General features: G+C 67.8%; 17 protein-coding genes and 3 tRNA genes. 8 read left to right on the forward strand and 12 right to left on the reverse strand.

Annotated features, from left to right (window positions below):
* Positions 1–144: 144 nt before the first annotated feature.
* The 4 genes from VKZ50_05895 to VKZ50_05910 form a co-directional block, all read right to left on the reverse strand.
* Positions 145–1,095: an AMIN domain-containing protein gene (locus VKZ50_05895; protein HLJ59246.1), complete on the reverse strand. Its 951-nt coding sequence runs from the start codon at positions 1,093–1,095 to the stop codon at positions 145–147.
* A 330-nt stretch (positions 1,096–1,425) separates the two neighbouring features.
* A complete protein-coding gene (locus VKZ50_05900) occupies positions 1,426–1,611 on the reverse strand; it encodes a hypothetical protein (GenBank protein HLJ59247.1) in 186 nt (61 codons plus the stop codon).
* A gap of 179 nt (positions 1,612–1,790) precedes the next feature.
* Positions 1,791–2,267, reverse strand: a complete 477-nt coding sequence (locus VKZ50_05905) for a hypothetical protein (GenBank protein ID HLJ59248.1) — start codon at positions 2,265–2,267, stop codon at positions 1,791–1,793.
* A 210-nt stretch (positions 2,268–2,477) separates the two neighbouring features.
* The gene (locus VKZ50_05910) at positions 2,478–2,705 is read right to left on the reverse strand and encodes a hypothetical protein (GenBank protein ID HLJ59249.1); all 228 of its coding nucleotides are present in this window, start codon (positions 2,703–2,705) and stop codon (positions 2,478–2,480) included.
* 490 nt (positions 2,706–3,195) lie between these two features.
* Between VKZ50_05910 and VKZ50_05915 the strand changes: the two genes are divergently transcribed.
* Positions 3,196–3,390, forward strand: coding sequence for a hypothetical protein (locus VKZ50_05915; protein ID HLJ59250.1), 195 nt, complete (start codon positions 3,196–3,198; stop codon positions 3,388–3,390).
* A 417-nt stretch (positions 3,391–3,807) separates the two neighbouring features.
* Here VKZ50_05915 and VKZ50_05920 read toward each other — a convergent pair.
* The 5 genes from VKZ50_05920 to folP all read right to left on the reverse strand — a co-directional run bounded on the left by VKZ50_05920 (position 3,808) and on the right by folP (position 6,187).
* Positions 3,808–3,895 (reverse strand) — tRNA-Leu (locus VKZ50_05920).
* 129 nt (positions 3,896–4,024) lie between these two features.
* A tRNA-Cys gene (locus VKZ50_05925) sits at positions 4,025–4,099 on the reverse strand.
* A 16-nt stretch (positions 4,100–4,115) separates the two neighbouring features.
* Positions 4,116–4,190: transfer RNA gene (locus VKZ50_05930), tRNA-Gly, on the reverse strand.
* Between the two features lie 145 nt (positions 4,191–4,335).
* A complete protein-coding gene (gene folE / locus VKZ50_05935) occupies positions 4,336–4,896 on the reverse strand; it encodes a GTP cyclohydrolase I FolE (protein HLJ59251.1) in 561 nt (186 codons plus the stop codon).
* A 64-nt stretch (positions 4,897–4,960) separates the two neighbouring features.
* Entirely contained in the window at positions 4,961–6,187 is a 1,227-nt protein-coding gene (gene folP / locus VKZ50_05940; GenBank protein HLJ59252.1) for a dihydropteroate synthase, read from the reverse strand.
* A gap of 227 nt (positions 6,188–6,414) precedes the next feature.
* On the opposite strand from folP, the gene VKZ50_05945 reads away from it, so the two are divergent.
* From VKZ50_05945 to VKZ50_05975, 7 genes are all read left to right on the forward strand, one after another.
* The gene (locus VKZ50_05945) at positions 6,415–7,290 is read left to right on the forward strand and encodes a sugar phosphate isomerase/epimerase family protein (protein HLJ59253.1); all 876 of its coding nucleotides are present in this window, start codon (positions 6,415–6,417) and stop codon (positions 7,288–7,290) included.
* 293 nt (positions 7,291–7,583) lie between these two features.
* Complete coding sequence (locus VKZ50_05950; protein HLJ59254.1) at positions 7,584–8,729, forward strand: extracellular solute-binding protein; 1,146 nt, start codon at positions 7,584–7,586, stop codon at positions 8,727–8,729.
* A gap of 35 nt (positions 8,730–8,764) precedes the next feature.
* Complete coding sequence (locus VKZ50_05955) at positions 8,765–9,619, forward strand: ABC transporter permease subunit (GenBank protein HLJ59255.1); 855 nt, start codon at positions 8,765–8,767, stop codon at positions 9,617–9,619.
* Positions 9,616–10,443 (forward strand): carbohydrate ABC transporter permease, encoded by an 828-nt coding sequence (locus tag VKZ50_05960; GenBank protein HLJ59256.1) that lies wholly within the window; start codon positions 9,616–9,618, stop codon positions 10,441–10,443. The genes VKZ50_05955 and VKZ50_05960 overlap by 4 nt, the downstream gene beginning before the upstream one ends.
* A gap of 15 nt (positions 10,444–10,458) precedes the next feature.
* Positions 10,459–11,553, forward strand: coding sequence for an ABC transporter ATP-binding protein (locus VKZ50_05965; protein HLJ59257.1), 1,095 nt, complete (start codon positions 10,459–10,461; stop codon positions 11,551–11,553).
* Between the two features lie 194 nt (positions 11,554–11,747).
* A complete protein-coding gene (locus VKZ50_05970) occupies positions 11,748–13,028 on the forward strand; it encodes a hypothetical protein (protein ID HLJ59258.1) in 1,281 nt (426 codons plus the stop codon).
* Complete coding sequence (locus tag VKZ50_05975) at positions 13,021–14,376, forward strand: aminotransferase class I/II-fold pyridoxal phosphate-dependent enzyme (protein ID HLJ59259.1); 1,356 nt, start codon at positions 13,021–13,023, stop codon at positions 14,374–14,376. The genes VKZ50_05970 and VKZ50_05975 overlap by 8 nt, the downstream gene beginning before the upstream one ends.
* 102 nt (positions 14,377–14,478) lie before the next feature.
* Here the strand turns inward: VKZ50_05975 and VKZ50_05980 are convergent, their stop codons facing one another.
* Genes VKZ50_05980 through uvrC form a run of 3 tightly spaced genes read right to left on the reverse strand, consistent with a single transcriptional unit; the run spans position 14,479 to position 16,965 of the window.
* Positions 14,479–14,622, reverse strand: coding sequence for a hypothetical protein (locus VKZ50_05980; GenBank protein ID HLJ59260.1), 144 nt, complete (start codon positions 14,620–14,622; stop codon positions 14,479–14,481).
* A gap of 50 nt (positions 14,623–14,672) precedes the next feature.
* Positions 14,673–15,104: a hypothetical protein gene (locus VKZ50_05985; GenBank protein HLJ59261.1), complete on the reverse strand. Its 432-nt coding sequence runs from the start codon at positions 15,102–15,104 to the stop codon at positions 14,673–14,675.
* Positions 15,091–16,965, reverse strand: coding sequence for an excinuclease ABC subunit UvrC (gene uvrC / locus VKZ50_05990; GenBank protein HLJ59262.1), 1,875 nt, complete (start codon positions 16,963–16,965; stop codon positions 15,091–15,093). Before uvrC ends, VKZ50_05985 begins: the two co-directional genes overlap by 14 nt.
* Between the last annotated feature and the right edge of the window lie 237 nt (positions 16,966–17,202).

The raw sequence follows: 17,202 nt of genomic DNA on the forward strand, positions 1-17,202 counted from the left end.
CCGCAGCTGTCGGTGGATCTCCGCTCGGTGCTCATCCCGCAGCATCAGTGGCGCAGGGGGTCGGCTCATGCATTGAGCATACACCACCCATCGTTAAGTATCAATACATTTCGGACAATGCACTAGTGTTCCGGCCTGACGGGACTACGGCCCGGCCGAGGAGGCCTGTGGTTGGGTCACGCCGATCTCAAAGACTTTGCCGTAGTACGCGTACCGGTGGTCTGTTTGGATCGCCACCCATAATCCGAGTGCCGAATAGTTCAACGTCTTGATGCCCCGCGACGGGTCCGCCACGACCTGGGACGGTTCCCCAAGCGCGGCGCGGGCGAAGGCTTCGGTGCTTCCGACGTGCACGCCGCCCCCGATTGTATACTGGTCGTCGTTAAGGGCCCAGACTCGGTACACCATCCCCGCCGCCGTGACGCGCAGGCCGAGACCACTGTTGCTAGGCGGGGCAAACCACTCGTACAGCGTGTTGCCGTCCGGGAGCACCTGCCTGTTCTTCGCCGGACCAAGCGCGGTCAGCGCATCCTGAATGCGCATCCCGAGCAGAACTGGACCGATCCCCTCTCCGGGCAGGACGGTGTGGAGACGCAGGAGAGGGCCTTGTGGCCCCCGATTCGGTGTCGGTGATGCGCTCGCCGCGTGTGTGGCGCCCACGGGACGCTGCATCGTCTCCGGGACGGCCACGAACACCTCCACCTCCGCGCGCGACGTAATCACGCGAAACGGCGAGGGTCGTGCCATCTCGACGACGATTCGCACCACCTGCGGCGAGAACTGCCCAACGCGGATCCGCTTCACCACGTCTCCCGCAAAGGGCAGCGTGCCCGCCTGAATCTTGAGCTTCGCCGGCGCGATCTCCAGCACGATCCAGTTCGGCTGCACCTTGACGAGTTGGTACCGTACCGGCGCCGAGGACACGATGGACACCTGCACGTTCTCGCTCGTTTCGGCCGCCGTGACCCGGGTCACCAGCGCCGGGGATGCCGCCCGCCCGTCGCTCGCAATCGAACCGATAACGGCGCACGCGATGGCACCAGCGATGACCATGGCGCGATGTGGAACACGGACGGACAGGTTCACGGCGCTCACCCCCCACGCTCCGCTGTCGATCTCGGAAACCGCTCACCGGCGGCGCGCCGGATTCGCGTGACGCGACCCGCCGTATCTCATAAGGTGCCCAGATTCGGCCCGATTAGACGCGAACGGAGCGGTCACGGAGATGAGCTGAGAGGCGATGCGGATCCCGTGGCGTCGGTGCTGTGGCAGCCGCAAGGGGCCGCGTCCCGGGGCGCCCTGGGAACAGACGGGGACGGGTCAGACCGGTGACAGTGCTGCGGAACGAAGAGCTATGAAGCGCACCCGAAGCGCCACCCGCGCTCTGGCGGAGGATCAACCTGGCTGCGCGCGGACGCGAGCACGCTACGTCGGCTGAGTCGGTTCCGGGGGCTTCTTCCGCCCCGCGGGCTCCTGGGTGGTGGGCTCGGTGCCCGCTTCACTCACCTCACCCCAATAGCAGTCGTCGCAAAAGCGCATAATAATGCCGTTCCGCTCCAACTCGTGACGGACCGCCCGCAGACCGCACCGGTCGCACTCGCTCGGCTTCATAATGACCCCTCACTTTGTCGCGCTGATCGCTTCCTGCAATCTCGCACCCACCGTAGCACGACGTCTGTCTCCGCGGCATCGGGCGGACGTCCGATGTTGGACCCCATACGCAGGACATACGTCGGGGCGGGGGTGCGCCCCCCGCCCCGGACCGAACGACGCTGTAGATTCGGCCTTGCTTACATCACGACGATGAATCCGGCCATGTAGCCTTCCTTGCTCGGGCCGGCATAGCCCTGTTCCATCGCCCAGCCATGGCCTCCCGCGTCGCAGGCAAGGGCGCAGTACCAGCGGAACGTCCCCTTCTTGGACGCCGTGAAGGAGGCCGTCGTCGTCACCGGCTCCACGTTGCTACCGACTTGCTTCCCACCCTTGATCTGGATGTCGAGCCCAAGATCCTTGCATGTGATGGTGTGCGCCCCTTCGTCGTAGTTGATGATCGACAGATGGACCGGCACGCCAACCTTCACGACAAAGTTCGGCGGAACGATCGCGTCGTGGCCCTTTCCGTCCGGCCCCAAGATGCCCTGCACGCCCCTGAAGACGTACATGGTCATCTGCTGATCGGCAGCGCTTGCCCGGCTGATCGGCCCGGCCATGAGCGCCGCTCCCAAGCCTCCCGCCACCACAGCCAACGCGTCTCGTCTATTCACCATTTTCCCCATCGGCCACCCCCTGTAATTTGGAGCATGGCTTGGACTCGCCCGGTGTCTCTCGTTCCCCCGCACCGCTCGAAGCCCTACGGCCCCAAGTATCGCGCGCGAGACGCGTAAAAAATATCGGGTGAAGACCCTATTCGAGCTAGGACGCCGCCGGACCTGTTACCGGGTGCTGATCAGATGCAACTCCCCGAGCGGGGCCCCACCCTACTCCCAAGTATACAGGCGCCCCACAATGAGGTCACCTTCCCCGTAGGCCCCTTCCACGCCACACTGCGGACATCGCTGGGTTGGCTGCTCACGCAGGATCCGTTTGCCGGCCTCCGCGGCGCCCGCGTCTGTAAAGACGGCCGCGATATCCGCGTCTCCGACGGTCATCCGCTCCCCGCAGTGGCGGCAGGTGACCAGATACAGGATCCTGACGTCGCCTGCCACCGATTACCCCCTGTGGGCTTCTTGCCCCGCCTGCCCGTGTTGAGGATAGTGCACCGCCGGGGAGTCGGGTATCAGGTCGTACACCGATAATTCTTAATCCTCCCTTAAACGTTTCGTTCTCACGCGTTCGTCAGCGCGCATGGTACGATCAGCGCGCGGTAGGCAGCGTAACGCACCCACGATCGCTCAGCGTTCTGCGAGTCTGTCCGCACATGACAGTAAGATCGGAGTTCGGCGTACCGTCACGACCGAGGACCGGTTGGAACTTGTCGTGGTCGTCATTATCCTTCTCAGTGTGCTGGCCTTCTGGGAGCCTCGGTTGCTCGACTGATACCGTGACAAGCGCGCCGCCCGCGGGACAATGGTTTGCACGAGACGGCGCAGAAGGTGCACGTGTCGACCCAATCGTGCCTCGATGCACAGGACCTTGGGCATAGTGTGATTCAGGCAGGCGAATCGACCGCGCGTCACCCACGGGAGGAGAGCAGCGATGCCGTTGAAGGATCTAGCCCGCCAACTCGCCGACTTGACCTGGACCCTGGAGCAGCAGACTCAACAACCCGCCGACTCCGCGGTGTTGGGGTACGTGCAAGAAGCCGTGACGGTCGAACTCGAGTATCGCCGACGGATGCGTGATCTCGAGCGCAGGCTTGCCGACATCGTCGGGACCGCGCAGCAACCCTAGGGTTCGCGTGCCGTGTGGCGAAGGTCTCGGTTGGCCCGCGTCGCCCGAGACCTTCTGATCACCCAGCTCGGCTGCAGACGACTCCCGCAGACTCGCCTCGTCGGCACGGACGGGGTTGCGGCGTTCTTGCGCCCGAGTTCGCCCGAACGTCCCTCCAATCCGGGCCCCCGATCACAACGACGGCGGGTCGATGTGTCAAAACGCCTCGGGTTGGGGAAAATAGCGGCGACATGACGGCACGCAATCGGGAGGGAGAGCCATGTTCCTTGCGTTGCTTCTGCTGATGGGCGTGGTCTTGTTCGCAACGGGCCATCTCATCGCCCGCTAAGTGAGGATACCCGGTGGGGCCCCGGTACCCGGACAACGGTGCCGGGGCCCCAGCGCGCGAGCGAGGCTATGATACGACAGGGTTGTTCCTGGTGGGCGAGGTGGGAGTCGAACCCACACGGCCGTTCCGGCCAGCGGATTTTAAGTCCGCCTCGTCTGCCGATTCCGACACTCGCCCGGCGATACGTTCGCGGCACCCATCCGGGCCCCTTCCCCGCGTCGCTGCGGAGAGCCCAAACGCAAGGCCGGAAAACGCCACGATCCCCGCGGCTTGCGGGGATCGCGCGTAGCGCGCGCTGTACTGTGCTGGAGGCGACGGGCGGATTCGAACCGCCGAATGGGGGTTTTGCAGACCCCTGCCTTGCCACTTGGCTACGTCGCCGCGCCTCGTGTGTAACTGGAGCGGGAGATGGGACTTGAACCCACGGCCTTCTCCTTGGCAAGGAGACGCTCTACCTCTGAGCTACTCCCGCGCTCCAATCAGTACCCATTATATACCAAAACATCCCGGCTGCTCAGCCGGCGGCGCCACGCCGAACGCGGCGTCCGGCGCGCACTCCCCTATCATAGCAGAGGCCGTCTCGCTGTCAAACGTCTTCAGGATGGAGCTGGCGTCTCTCACGACCCCCGGACCAGGGACATGAACTCGGCCCGGGTACTGGGGTTCTCTCTGAAGATACCCCGATTCGCCGAGGTGACGACGCGGCTTCCAGGCTTTTTCACGCCCCGAATGGTCATGCACAAGTGGGTGGCGTCGATCACGACGGCAGCCCCTCTGGCGCGCAGTCCCTCCATCAGCATGTCGGCCACCATCGACGTCAAGCGTTCCTGAACCTGGGGGCGCCGCGCCAGGATCTCGACAAGACGCGCGATCTTGCTGATTCCCACAATCCGGCCGTTCGGAATATACCCGACATGGGCGACGCCGTGGAACGGGAGCAGGTGATGCTCGCAGAGGCTCGCGAACGGAATGTCCTTGACGATCACCATCTCCTTATGCTTTTCCTCGTCGAACCCAACGGTCAGCAGCTCCATGGGATCTTTGTGCAGTCCCGCGAACAGCTCCTCGTACGCGTCGGCGATGCGTCGGGGCGTCTCAAGGAGGCCCTCGCGCTTGGGATTCTCGCCGATCGCCCGGAGCAACGCGACGACCGCCGCCTCGATGGCCGGCTTGTCCACACCGGTCCCCACAGGTGCGTGCCCGTTGTGTCCGCGGATCGTCCGGCGGATTCGTGTCACGTCCTCACCCCCGTCGTGCGTCACCGGCGTCGAGCGCTTCGGAATCCGCGCCGGCGGCCGCGAGCGGTCTCGTGATCATCTGCGTCATCGCGACGACGCGCCGCATGAAGCTGACGTCGTGGGTGCGCACAAGATGCGCCCCCTGCGCGACGCCGTACGCAACCGCCGCGGCCGTACCCTCGAGCAACTCCTCAAACGGCAAGCCGAGCACGTCGCGAATGTAGTTCTTCCGGGACGTCGCGAGATACACCGGGTAGCCCAGGCCGCGAAACTCACCGAACCGCCGCAGCACTTCGAGGTCGTGTGCCGGGGTCTTACCAAAGCTGAATCCCGGATCCACGATCAGGCGCACCGCGGGCAGGCCGGCCCTGCGCGCCAGCTCGGTCCGGTCCTCGAGAAACGCGTACACCTCGTCGATCACCGATCCGTACCGTGGGTCGAGCTGGCGCTCCTTGGGGCGTCCCTGAATGTGCATGACCACCAGCGCGGCGCCGGTCTCCGCTGCCACCTCCGCCATCCGGACATCGGCGAGCCCGCTGATGTCGTTGATCATCACCGCACCGGCTGCGGCCGCCCGCCGGGCGACCGCGGCCTTGTAAGTATCCACGGCCACGGGGACGGACAGCCGCACGGCGAGAGCTTCGATCAGCGGCGTCACTCGTTTGATCTCTTCATCCTGCCCGATCGGCGCGCCCGGGCGCGCGCTTTCGCCGCCGACTTCGATCACGTCGGCACCTTCCGCGACCATTTCGTCGGCGCGTGCGAGCGCCGCGGTGTGCGAAAAGTAGCGCCCCTGGTCATAGAACGAGTCCGGCGTCGCATTCAGGATGCCGACGATCAGCGGGCGACCCAGAAGATTCAGGACGCGCCCGCCGGCCTCAAGCGTCCGTCGCGGCATCCGAAAGCGGTCCAAAGCGCGGGCGACGGCCGCGGCGCCGGGAGGCGCCGCCGGGTGTTCGCCAAAGGCGAGCAGCGTGGCCGCGGGGCCGGACAGGACCACCGCGTCGCCTCCCCGGTCCGCCGTCACCCACAGCCCGGCCTGTCGCCCCGACACACCGAGGGCCGCTGCGGCGTCCCCGAGCCCGGCGATCTTGATCGCGTACACGCCGTCGTCGCTATCGAGCGGCGGCGTTGGCCACGCAATCACGCGAGCCCGGAGCTGCCGTGCGAGATGCGCGCCGTACTCATTCCTCGCCGACTCTGTCCCGCGTTGAACGCCGTCACCGGCCATCGGACGCTCCGTCGCCGGCGCTCCATCGCAGATCGCCGCGCCAAGATGTCTGTGTCATCCGCTTCATCTTATCACCCGGGCCTCAAGAGCTTACCGCTGCGGCCCGTTCCTGCCGGGGAACACGACGAGGGGCATCGAAGTCACCTGGTGCTGGGACCGCGCACCTCCGGATCGGCGCCTAGGGTCCAGGGCGCTCGGCGCGGCACGACGTTTGCGGGAGGAACCGCATGGTCAGGTTGGGCATGTCCATTCGCGGCGGGGAGCGCCGCGACGAGGAGTTGGCGCTGGTCCGCCGGGTCGGGTATGAGGCGGTCGAGATCAGCATGGACGGCACCGGGATGATCTTCGGCGGGCAACTCCACCCAGCGATCCTCCAAGACGCGCTGGCGGAGCTTGCCCGGCATCCACTCTGGTACTCCGTGCACAGTCCGAGCAGCCTGGACCTTCGCGACCGCGCCAATCGCGACGTGCAACTGGCGCTGGCCCGGTCCACGCTTCGCTTCACGCGGGAAGTCGGCGGCCACGTGCTGGTCATCCATTTCGAGCAGCGCAGCCCGAACGCCGAGGACGAAGCGGCGTTCGTCGACGCGATCCGGCGCCTCTCGGACGACGCGGGGGATGTGCTGTTGGGCATCGAGAACATCGAGGTAGAGCGCCTCGAGCCGGTGGTCGAGTGTGTTCGCCGGGTGAACCGGCCGAACGTCGTGCTGACGCTGGACGTCGGCCACGCGTACCTGGCCGCGGCCCACTTCCGGTTCGACTTCCTCGAGGCGATCCGGGAAGCGGTGCCCCTCGTCCGCCACGTCCACGTGAACGACAACTTCGGGCGCTACGATCCGCTCCGTTTGCAAAACTTCACCCTCTACCGGACGCAAACTCCGGCCGACACCTTTCCGCTCGGCAAGGGAGACCTGCACCTTCCGGTCGGGTGGGGCGCGATTCCGCTGGAGTCGGTGTTCCGGTTGCTCCGAGATTACCGCGGGACGGTCATCCACGAGTATCGGGCTCACCTGTTCCCGGCGTACGCGGGGGCCGCGCACTCCGAGGCACGGCGACTCGTCGCCTTGACCGGTCAGCCCCAGGCGCGGCCTGGCCAAGGATGAGCGCAAGGTGCCACGGCCGGCCGGGTCCGGCGGGCGGGTGAGGCGAACATGCCGGCAGGCGGGATGGTGCTGTCACGACCGTGTAAAGCTCGGGGCCTCCCGCGGCGTTTTCCGTGATGAAACGTCGAAGAGTTCGGGAACCCCTGCGGCGGGCGCAGGGAGGAACGCTAGCATCTCGAATCATCCCCCTGCCATCCTGTGTGACCCGTTCACCCGGGCGGTCCAGTTCCCGGGAAGCTCCAAGACAAACGCATCGCCGCTTTTCAGGTCGACGAGGGGGTGACGACACGATCATGAAACGAGCCAACCGGACACGCGCAATTGCCGCCGTGGTGGGCATCGCGCTCATGGCCTTTCTCATCGGGGCTGCCGGTCCCCGCGGCGCCGGGGCGCAGAGCCCCGTGACGTTGAACGTCTACATCAGCGGTGACACCAACATCTTCGATTTGTGGAACAAGATGTTGTTGCCCGCGTTCAGCAAGCGCTACCCGCAGTACCGCGCGAACTTTGTGCCGCTGCTCCACGGCGAGGGGTCGCAGGGCGTGCTCGACAAGATCCTCGCCGCGAAGCAAGCCGGACGGCCCACGGACGTGGACCTGTGGGAAACGCAGCCGTCGTTCGTTGCCCAAGGCGCCCCGAACGGCCTCTGGGTGAAGCTGACGAACAGCCTGATCCCGAACCTCGCGCACGTCCCGACGCAGAAGTTGGAGGCCACCGACTACTACGGGATGCCCTATCGCGGATCGTCGGTCGTTGTCGCGTACAACACCGCGTTCGTCAAGAACCCGCCGAAGACGCTCGACGACTTGCTGGCGTGGATCAAGGCGAACCCCGGGAAGTTCACGTATTGCGACCCCAACACCGGCGGCTCCGGCCAGGCGTTCATGGTCGCCGTGATCTACAAGTTCGCGCAGATGGCCCAGTACACCGGGAGCGGATACGAACAGAAGATGGAGGCGGCTTGGGATCCCGCGTGGCAGATGCTGAAGAGCCTGGAGCCGCAGATGTACAACAACGGGTTCCATCCGAACGGCAACGTCGCCGTGCTGCAGTTGCTGGCCCAGCAAAACGTCTACATCGCGCCTGTCTGGTCGGACATGGGCACGGACTACCTGAAGCGCGGCCTGCTCCCGAAGTCGGTGCGGCTCGAGCAGATCAGCCCACCGCTGTTCGGCGGCGACTCCACCGTCACGGCGCCGGTCGGCTCCGGGCATCTCGAGGGGACGTTCACGCTGCTGAACTGGCTGCTGACCCCTGAGGCGCAACAGCTGGTGATCAGCGGGGTTTCCGGCTATCCGGGCGTCGATTGGAAGTACATGCCGGACAGCGTGAAGATGCAGTTTGCGGACGTCGCGAAGCCGTACGCGCCGCTTCCGAACTCGAAGTACTTCGCGGACATGCTGCGCTTGTGGCATGAGAAGGTCGCAGGAGGCGGCTAACGCGGGAGGCCGACGCGGCGTCCGGGGGGGCGCGCGTGCGCGTGCATAAGATCTCGAAGCAGGGAGCACTGGGGCTGGCCCTGGTGCTCCCTCCCCTTCTCGTGCTGGGGCTCCTCGTGATCCTGCCCGCGATCACGGCGGTGGTGGAGACCCTCAAGCCGCCGGTGGGCATCGAGGCGACCCCGTTCGCCAACTACGCCCAGGTCCTCGGTACGCGGATCCTCAGGAGCGACATCGTCTTCACCGTCGTCGTGACCCTCGTCTCGGTGGCGGCCGTGTTCCTGCTGAGCTATCCGCTCGCCCTGTACCTCCGGTTCGTCCGCACGCGGAGCACGGCGCTGCTCGGTGTGCTGTTCATGGTGCCGCTGTTCGTGCCCGTCGTGATCGCCTCGTTCGCGATGATCACCTTTCTCGTGGGGCACGGGCTCGTCTCGACCCTGCTCTACCGCGTGGGCATCGAGCAGTTTCCGCGCCTCATGTACAACGCGACCGGCATCGTCCTGACGGAGGTGTGGGTGAGCATCCCGTTTGCGGTGCTCATCCTCGGCGCCGGCCTCCAAGCGATCGACGACGCGTTGATCGACAGCGCCCGCGACGTTGGCGCGGGGCCGCTCCGCACGTTCTTCGCGGTGATCCTGCCACTCAACGCGACCCCAACCATGATCACGCTGACCTTGCTGTTCATCGCGGTCTTCGGCTCGTTCACGATCCCCTATCTCGTGGGGGGGAACGCACCACAGATGCTCGGCGTGACGATGACAGCCTACCTCACCCAGTACCTGCGGCGCGCCGAGTCCGTGACGATGGCGGTGATCGCGTTCATCCTCGCCTCGGTCGTGGGGGTCGTCTACGTCGCGAGCGTGAGCCGCCGGGAACGGACGGCGCGATGACCAGGACGCCATGGTTCTGGGCGGTCGGTGTGCTGCGGCGCGCGGTCGGGATCGGCGCGCTTCTCGCGCTGGCGGCGTTCATCCTGGGGCCGCTCGCGACCTTGCTCGTGTGGGCGTTCGCGGGCACGTGGCTGTTCCCCAACCTCCTCCCGGAGTTTTCGCTCAAGTGGTGGCTCTACGTCCTCGGCAACGCGGACGTCGGCAAATCGATCCGGATGAGCTTTCTCAGCGCCCCGACTGCGACGCTGCTGTCCGCGGCGATCTGCATCCCGGCCGCGTACGCGTTCGCAAGGCTCGAGTTCCCGGGACGGCGCGTGCTGCTGCTGTCGTTCCTCAGCGCGAACGCCTTCCCCAAGATCGGACTGTACGTCAGCATCGCGACCCTCTTCTACCGCCTCGACTTAATGGACACGTTCGCGGGCGTGGTCCTGATCCAGCTCGTGAACACGCTGCTGTTCATGATCTGGATCCCGACGGGCACGTTCCGCGGCATCAACGTCAACCTCGAAGAGGCGGCCCGGGACGCCGGCGCGGGGCCGCTGCGGACGTTTTTCCAGATCACGCTGCCGATCGCGATGCCGGGGCTGATCGTGGCCGCGATGTTCGCCTTCATCGCCGCGTTCGATGAAGCGCAGGGCTCGCTGATCGTGGGCACCCCGAACCACATCACGATGCCGGTGATGATGTACGCCCTGGTCTTGGGGTATCCGCAGCCGGTCGGCGCGGTGTTCTCCGTGCTGCTCTCGCTGCCGTCGGTCGTCCTGCTGCTGCTGGCGCAACGGTACCTGCGGGCCGGGTATCTCGCGGCCGGGTACAGCCTCTAGGCTCCGGAGGACCCCATGGCGCGGTTGATGCTCGACCACCTGACGAAGCGGTTCGGGACGCAGGCGGCCGTGCACGACGTCACGCTCGACGTGCGGGACGGGGAGCTCATGTGCCTGCTCGGCCCGTCCGGATGCGGCAAGACGACGACGTTGCGTATGATCGGCGGGTTCACGGCGCCCGATTCCGGCGACATCCAGATCGACGGCAAGAGCATCGCCGCGATGCCCCCGGAGCGCCGCCCGACCGCGATGGTGTTCCAGCGCTACAACCTGTGGCCACACATGTCGGTCGAGCAGAACGTGGCGTTCGGGCTCCGCATCCGCCGGATCGCACACGCGGAAATCGAGCGCAAGGTCCAGGACGCGCTCACGCTCGTGGGTCTCCCGCAGGCGAGCCGCAAGTTTCCCCACCAGCTCTCCGGCGGAGAGCAGCAGCGGGTCGCGGTCGCCCGGGCGCTCGTCCTGGAGCCGCAGATTCTCCTGCTGGACGAACCGTTCAGCAACCTCGACGCCCGGCTGCGCGTGCACATGCGCGAGGAGGTCAAGCAGCTCCAGCGCACCGTGGGGATCACGACGGTGTTCGTGACCCACGACCAGGAGGAAGCGCTGACGATCGCCGACCGGATCGCGGTCATGCACCAGGGCGTGCTCCAGCAGGTGGACACGCCGACGGCGCTGTACGCGTATCCACGCACGCTGTTCGTCGCCGACTTCATCGGCACAATGAACCTGATCAAAGCCCGAACGCACGCGCAGTCCGGGGGGACGATCGTGACGGCCGGCCCCTGGCAGCTCGCCGTGCCGGATCGGACCTGGCCAGACGGCAGCGAGGCCACGGTCGCGGTGCGGCCGGAAGACCTCGTCGTCGCGCCCGACGGCGCGGCCGTCGAAGTCCGCCGCGTCGTCAACCTGGGACACTACCTGCAGGTGCTGCTCCAGTGCCCAGAGGTCGGGGAACTCCGGATGTTCACGGAGAAAGGCGCCGCGCTGAGCGAGGGACAACGCGTGCACGTACGCCTCGCGCGGGCACTCGCGTTCCATGGCTCGGATCTGGCGGAGATCGGCGGGCCGATGCGGTCGACCGCGGCCGCGCCGGCCGATCGGCGGTGACGCCTGGGGTCCGGCGTCCCGCGGTCGCGTCACGCACGTGGCGGGTGTCGCGCAGGCTTCATATCAGACACGCGCGCCGCCGGCCGCTACCGGAGCGCTGACCTCCCCTGACGAACCCGAACGCCGTGCCGCACATTGAACCTGGAACCGCCTGGGAGCATGCGTTCGCAACGAGCGCGTCCGGGGAGACGTGGGTGGAGCTCTCGATGGCGGCGCCGGGCACCTCGTGGGCCCACGGCGAGGCCGCGGTGGTGATCCTGGATGTCGACGGCAACGCCCGCCAGGAAGTGATCCTGGCAGGCGGCGACGAACGTGTCGACTACCGGCGTCTCCTCGGCCGGCTCTCCGGGGGGACCCACCTGCTCCGTCTGCGGATCGACGTCGGGCTGTCCGCGCGTCCCACCAGTGTCGTGGAGATCGGCGGGATCCGTACGTTCACCGTCTCCGACGCCCATCCTGAGAGCGCACCCTGGCGGTACGCGCCCATCCTCCACTACCGGGACATGGACGGACCGCTCGACAGCGTCTCGACCGACACGCCGCTGCTCCTCTTCTATCGCCCGATCGCGGTGCCGGACCTGCGGCACGATCCTCACGGAGGAACGGGCTCCGGCGACCCCGCCACCGGCCCGCTCCGGGGGATCGAGTACCACGTCGTCTTCAGCCACGAGGACGCCGGCACCGATCTCACGGGGCTGCTCGCGAAGTGGGGGCACACGACGGACATCGAGTGGGTGTACCGGGCGCTGTGGGACGCGTCCGGCAACATCACCCGCGAGGAGTACCAGGGACCGGGCCACCGCGTCGTGCCGTTTCGCGGAGCGCGCGCCCTCGGCGGGCACCCCGTGCTGCAGGTGTCCGGCCGGCACGGCATGGTCACCGACCGGGTGTCGTGCCCGTTCCGTGCCGCCCTCGCGCCGGCGTGGGGGCAGTCCGCGGATGAGCCGCGGGAAGGGGTCATGCACCGGTTCCCGTGGGCGTACCGGGTCAGTGCGTTGGAGGTCACACGGCAGGTCGCGCTGGAGACGGTCGCCAACCCACGCTCGTGTGTCCCGGCCGACCCGCGCGCCTACCTGTTCCTGCAGTGGAAGCGGCGCACCCCAGACACCGGCCCCCTCGAAGCCGCCGTGTGGATCGGTGAACACTGCTACACGTCCGCGTGGGGCCGTCCGACCCTGGCGTTTGAGGGCGAGGATGCGGAGAGCACCGCGGTGAAGCTGCCCCCCGACGCCGCGGAGGACGCGATCCGCGCGATCGCGATCCGTGCGGTCGCACACCCGGCGGCCCCGCTGGAGGTACGGCTCGTGAGAGCGTTCCTGCTGGACGAGGGGTATCGGCCCCGGCCCCCGCTCGCGGTGGAAGGAACCGCCGCCCTCCGTGTGGCGGGCGAGTGGGCGATCGTGTGGACGCGGCCGGCCAGCCTCGGGGAGGCGCGCGATCCCCTCGAGCGCGAGGGACAGACCCGGGATGACTGACGCACCGGAACAGCGCCGCGTCGGCCCGCCACCGAGCCGGCCGTGGGTGCCCTCGGCCGCGGACGCGTGGTACGCTCGGCTCGCCGACGAGGCCGCCGTGCTCGACCCCGCTGCGCTCGTCGCCCGCGTGGAGCACTGGGTCGAGCATCAAGCTTGGTGGACCGACGATACCTGCATCAACTTGAACGCCGCCACCAACATCATGAGTCCGCGGGCGCGCGCCCTGATGGGGAGCACGCTGGGACCCCGCCCGAGCCTCGGGTACGCGGGCGACAAGTACGAAACGGGGCTCGCGGACACGGAGCGAATCGAGGTCGTCGCGGCCGAACTCGCGCGCGCGCTGTTCCACGCCGCGTTCGCAGAGATCCGGGTGCTCAGCGGGTCGCTCGCGAACCTCTACGCCTTCATGGCGATCGCCCGCCCGGGCGACGCGGTGATGGTCGTGCCCGAATCCGCGGCGGGCCACGCAACGCACCACGCCCACGGTGCCGCAGGGCTCTATGGCCTGACCATTCACGATATTCCGTTCGACCCGGTGGCGATGAACGTGGATGTGGACGGGTTAGCGCGCCGGGCCAGGGACGTCCGGCCCGCGGTGGTGCTGGTCGGGGCGAGCCTCGTGCTCTTCCCCTACGACCTGGCCGCGGTACGCCGCATCGCCGACGATGTCGGGGCACGAGTGATGTTCGACGCGGCGCACGTCGCCGGCTTGATTGCCGGCGGCGCCTTCCCGTCGCCGCTCGATCACGGGGCGGACGTGCTCACGATGTCGACGTACAAGTCGTTTGGCGGGCCGCCGGGCGGCGTGGTGCTGACGAACGACGCGGGCATCGCGGAGCGGCTCGACCGGATCGCCTACCCCGGCCTGTCCGCGAATACCGATCTCGGCCGGATCGCGGCGCTCGCGGTCGCCGAGGCCGACCTGCTGGCGCACGGCCCGGCGTATGCGCGCCGCTGCGTCGAGAACGCGCAGGCGCTGGGCGCCGCGCTCGGCGCCGAGGGGTTCGCGGTGCTGGGAGAGCGCATGGGCTACACACGCTCCCACCACGTGGCCGTCGACGCGCGACCGCTCGGCGGGGGCACGAAGACCGCCCGCCGGCTCGAGCCGGCGAACATCCTGGCTACCGGGATCCCGCTTCCGATCCCGGCGGTCGCGGGAGACTACAACGGCCTGCGGCTCGGCACCCAGGAAGTCACCCGCTGGGGCATGGGGCCGGCCGAGATGGCCCACGTCGCCCAGCTGATGGCACGCCTCCTCCTCAGAGGCGAGCACGCTGCGGCCGTGGCCCGTGATGCCGCCGCGCTACGGGCGGCGTTCCGCACGGTGGGCTTCTGCATCGACGCGTAGCCGGTGCCCGCGGTGCGGGCGACGAGACCCATCGCTTGGCCGGTGCGGCCGCAGCCGCACCGGTCTTGGTGCACGACAGCGGGTGTGAACCGCAACCGCGAGCTACACGATGTTCACGCGATCGGCGGCCTCGATGAGCGCGGACTCGAGACACGCCGTACCCCCAACCGGAAACGCGTCCAGCACGAGCACGCGGCTGCTTCTGCCCCCTGGCCGGTTCGTGCCGCACAGGGGACGTTCGGCCACCCTGGTTCCACGCCGACGTGCGGACCTTCCGCGCGTGCGACGCGCCGATGTCACCCGCGGGGGCGCTGCACGATGAGCAGCCCGCATGGCGCCCCGGCGGTCGTGTCCCGAAGCCGTGTCTCCACCCGGGTCTCACCCTCGCCGACGCAACGCCAGTGCACGACCGCCGCGGCGACGCGGTCCGCGTCCAGGATCGTGGCGCCCTGCTGCTCCGCGACCGTCATCGTCGCCGTGACATGGCCGAGTGCGATCGCAACGTCGCAGGCCACGGGCGTTCCGCCGAGGGGAGCCGGCTCGACCGCGACGCAGTAGACCATGCGGGGATCGAACACGATGTCGGCCGTCACCGAGCGCCCGGGAACGACCGCAGCCATCGCCAGCCAGAACATCGTCCGAAACGTTGAGCCAAGCGTGACGGGGCCGGGGTCGCCGAGCCACGCGCCGCCCGGCGGGTACCGCCCCCCGGCGTCACGCGGTTCCATGCGGGGAGGGATGTTCCGCCAGGAACGCATGGATGCGCTCCGCGACCTTCCGGCCGATCCCCTCGACGGCGGCAATCTCCTCGACGGTCGCGGTCCGAACGTTGCGGACGGAGCCGAATCGGCGGATCAGCGCCTTCTTCCGGCGCTCCCCGACGCCCGGGATCTCGTCGAGGACCGAGAAGACGATCCGGCGTTCCCTCAGCGTCTGATGGTAGGCGTTGGCGAACCGGTGCGCCTCGTCCCGCAGCCGCTGCAGCAGCTGCAGCCCCTGGGAATCCCGCGGAAGCGCGTGCGGTTCCGACAGATCGGGCACGTAGATCAACTCCTGCTGCTTCGCGAGCGCGATCACCGGAATCGACTGGTTGTATTCGAACAGGACCTCGCGCGCGGCGGCGAGCTGGCCGCGCCCGCCGTCGAGCACGATCAGGTCCGGAAGCGCCGCCCACTTCACGGGTATCGGCTCGTCACGGTCGAGCCGCTCCTGTTCCTGCCTCGCCTGCGCGAACCGGCGCTCCAGCACCTCACGCATCATCGCGACGTCGTCGGGCCCGTCCGTGTACTTCATCCGGAACCGGCGATAGTCGCGCTTCTTCGGCCGACCCCCTTCCGCGACGACGAGCGAGGCGACCGATTCGCCGCCCTGAAAGTTGCTGATATCGTAGCATTCGATCCGCACCGGCGGCGCGTCGAGACCGAGCAGGCCGGCCAGCTCCCGAGCGCCCGGGCCGACCTGGTCGCCCCGCCGGGCGCGCTCCTGGGAGAGGTGCAGGGCGGCGTTCTCCCGGGCCATCGCGACGAGGCGCACCCGATCCCCGCGCTGCGGTTGGGAAATGGTCACGCGACCGCCCCGCCGTTCGCCGAGCCACCGCTCGATGACCTCGCGGTCCGCGATCGGCTCGGGGATGAGGATTTCCGCGGGGGGCGCAGAGGATACCTCGTAGAACTGGCTCATGAATGCGGACAGCGTCTCCGCCGACGGCACGCCCCGCGTGCCTTGGAGCATCACGTGCTCCTGGCCGACGAGCCGCCCCCCCCGAATGAAGAAGATCTGCACACATCCTTCGTCTCCGTCCTGGGCGAGCGCGAGGATGTCTCGATCCTCGGCGCCGGCGGAGATGATCCGCTGCTTCTCGCCGAGGGCCTCGATCCCGCGGAGCTGATCCCGCAGCTGCGCGGCGCGTTCGAAATCGAGCCCCTCCGCGGCGGCCTCCATTTGAGCCCGCAGGCCGTCGAGCAGACCCTCCTGTTTGCCCTCGAGGAACTCCCCGGCTTGGCGGACCTGCTCAGCGTACTGTTCGGCCGTCCCGCCCCACGCGACGCACGGCGCGCTGCACTGCCCGATGTAGTAGTCGAGGCACGGCCGCGGCAGCGAGCCGTCGATCTCGAGGTTACAGGTGCGGAGCTTGAACAACCGCCGGATCAGTCGGATCGTTCGCCCGACCAGTTTCGGCTCGTGGTACGGGTACGGCCCGAAGTACTTGGCGCCGTCCCGCACGACCTTGCGCGTCATCACAATCTTCGGAAAGGGCTCGCTCGTCAGCTTCAGGTAGGGGTACGCCTTGTCGTCGGCCATCCGCACGTTGTACCACGGGCGGTGGCGCTTGATCAGCGTTGCCTCGAGGATGAGGGCCTCGACCTCGTTGGCGCAGACAACCGTTTCGACGTCGCGGATCTTGGAGATGAGATGGAGGATCCGCGGGCTGTCGGTGTGGCCCGGCTGGAAGTACTGGCGCACGCGCGAGCGGAGCGATGTGGCTTTGCCGACGTAGACCACCCGGCCGGCGCCGTTCTTCATGAGATAGACGCCGGGCTGGTCGGGGAGCGCGGCGAGCTTCTCGGTCAGCCCGGAGCCGGACGTCACGCCCGCCACGTTGCCGTTCGGAGACGGCTCGGGCGCGGTCGCGGAAGAATGAGGGATCGTCACCTCCCTATTATAGCGGAGGCGGGAAACCGGCTCCGCTCACTAGTGTACCCTCCAGGAGAGAAGAGGAAAGAGCGCGGTCATGTGCGGATGAAGGGAGTGCCTCTGGTGCCGTTCCGAGGAGGGCCTAGCTCGCTTGCGGTTCGACCGCCAGCATGAGACCCGCTCCCTCGGAAG

It is taken from the genome of bacterium (assembly GCA_035295165.1).
Lineage (GTDB): Bacteria > Sysuimicrobiota > Sysuimicrobiia > Sysuimicrobiales > Segetimicrobiaceae > JAJPIA01.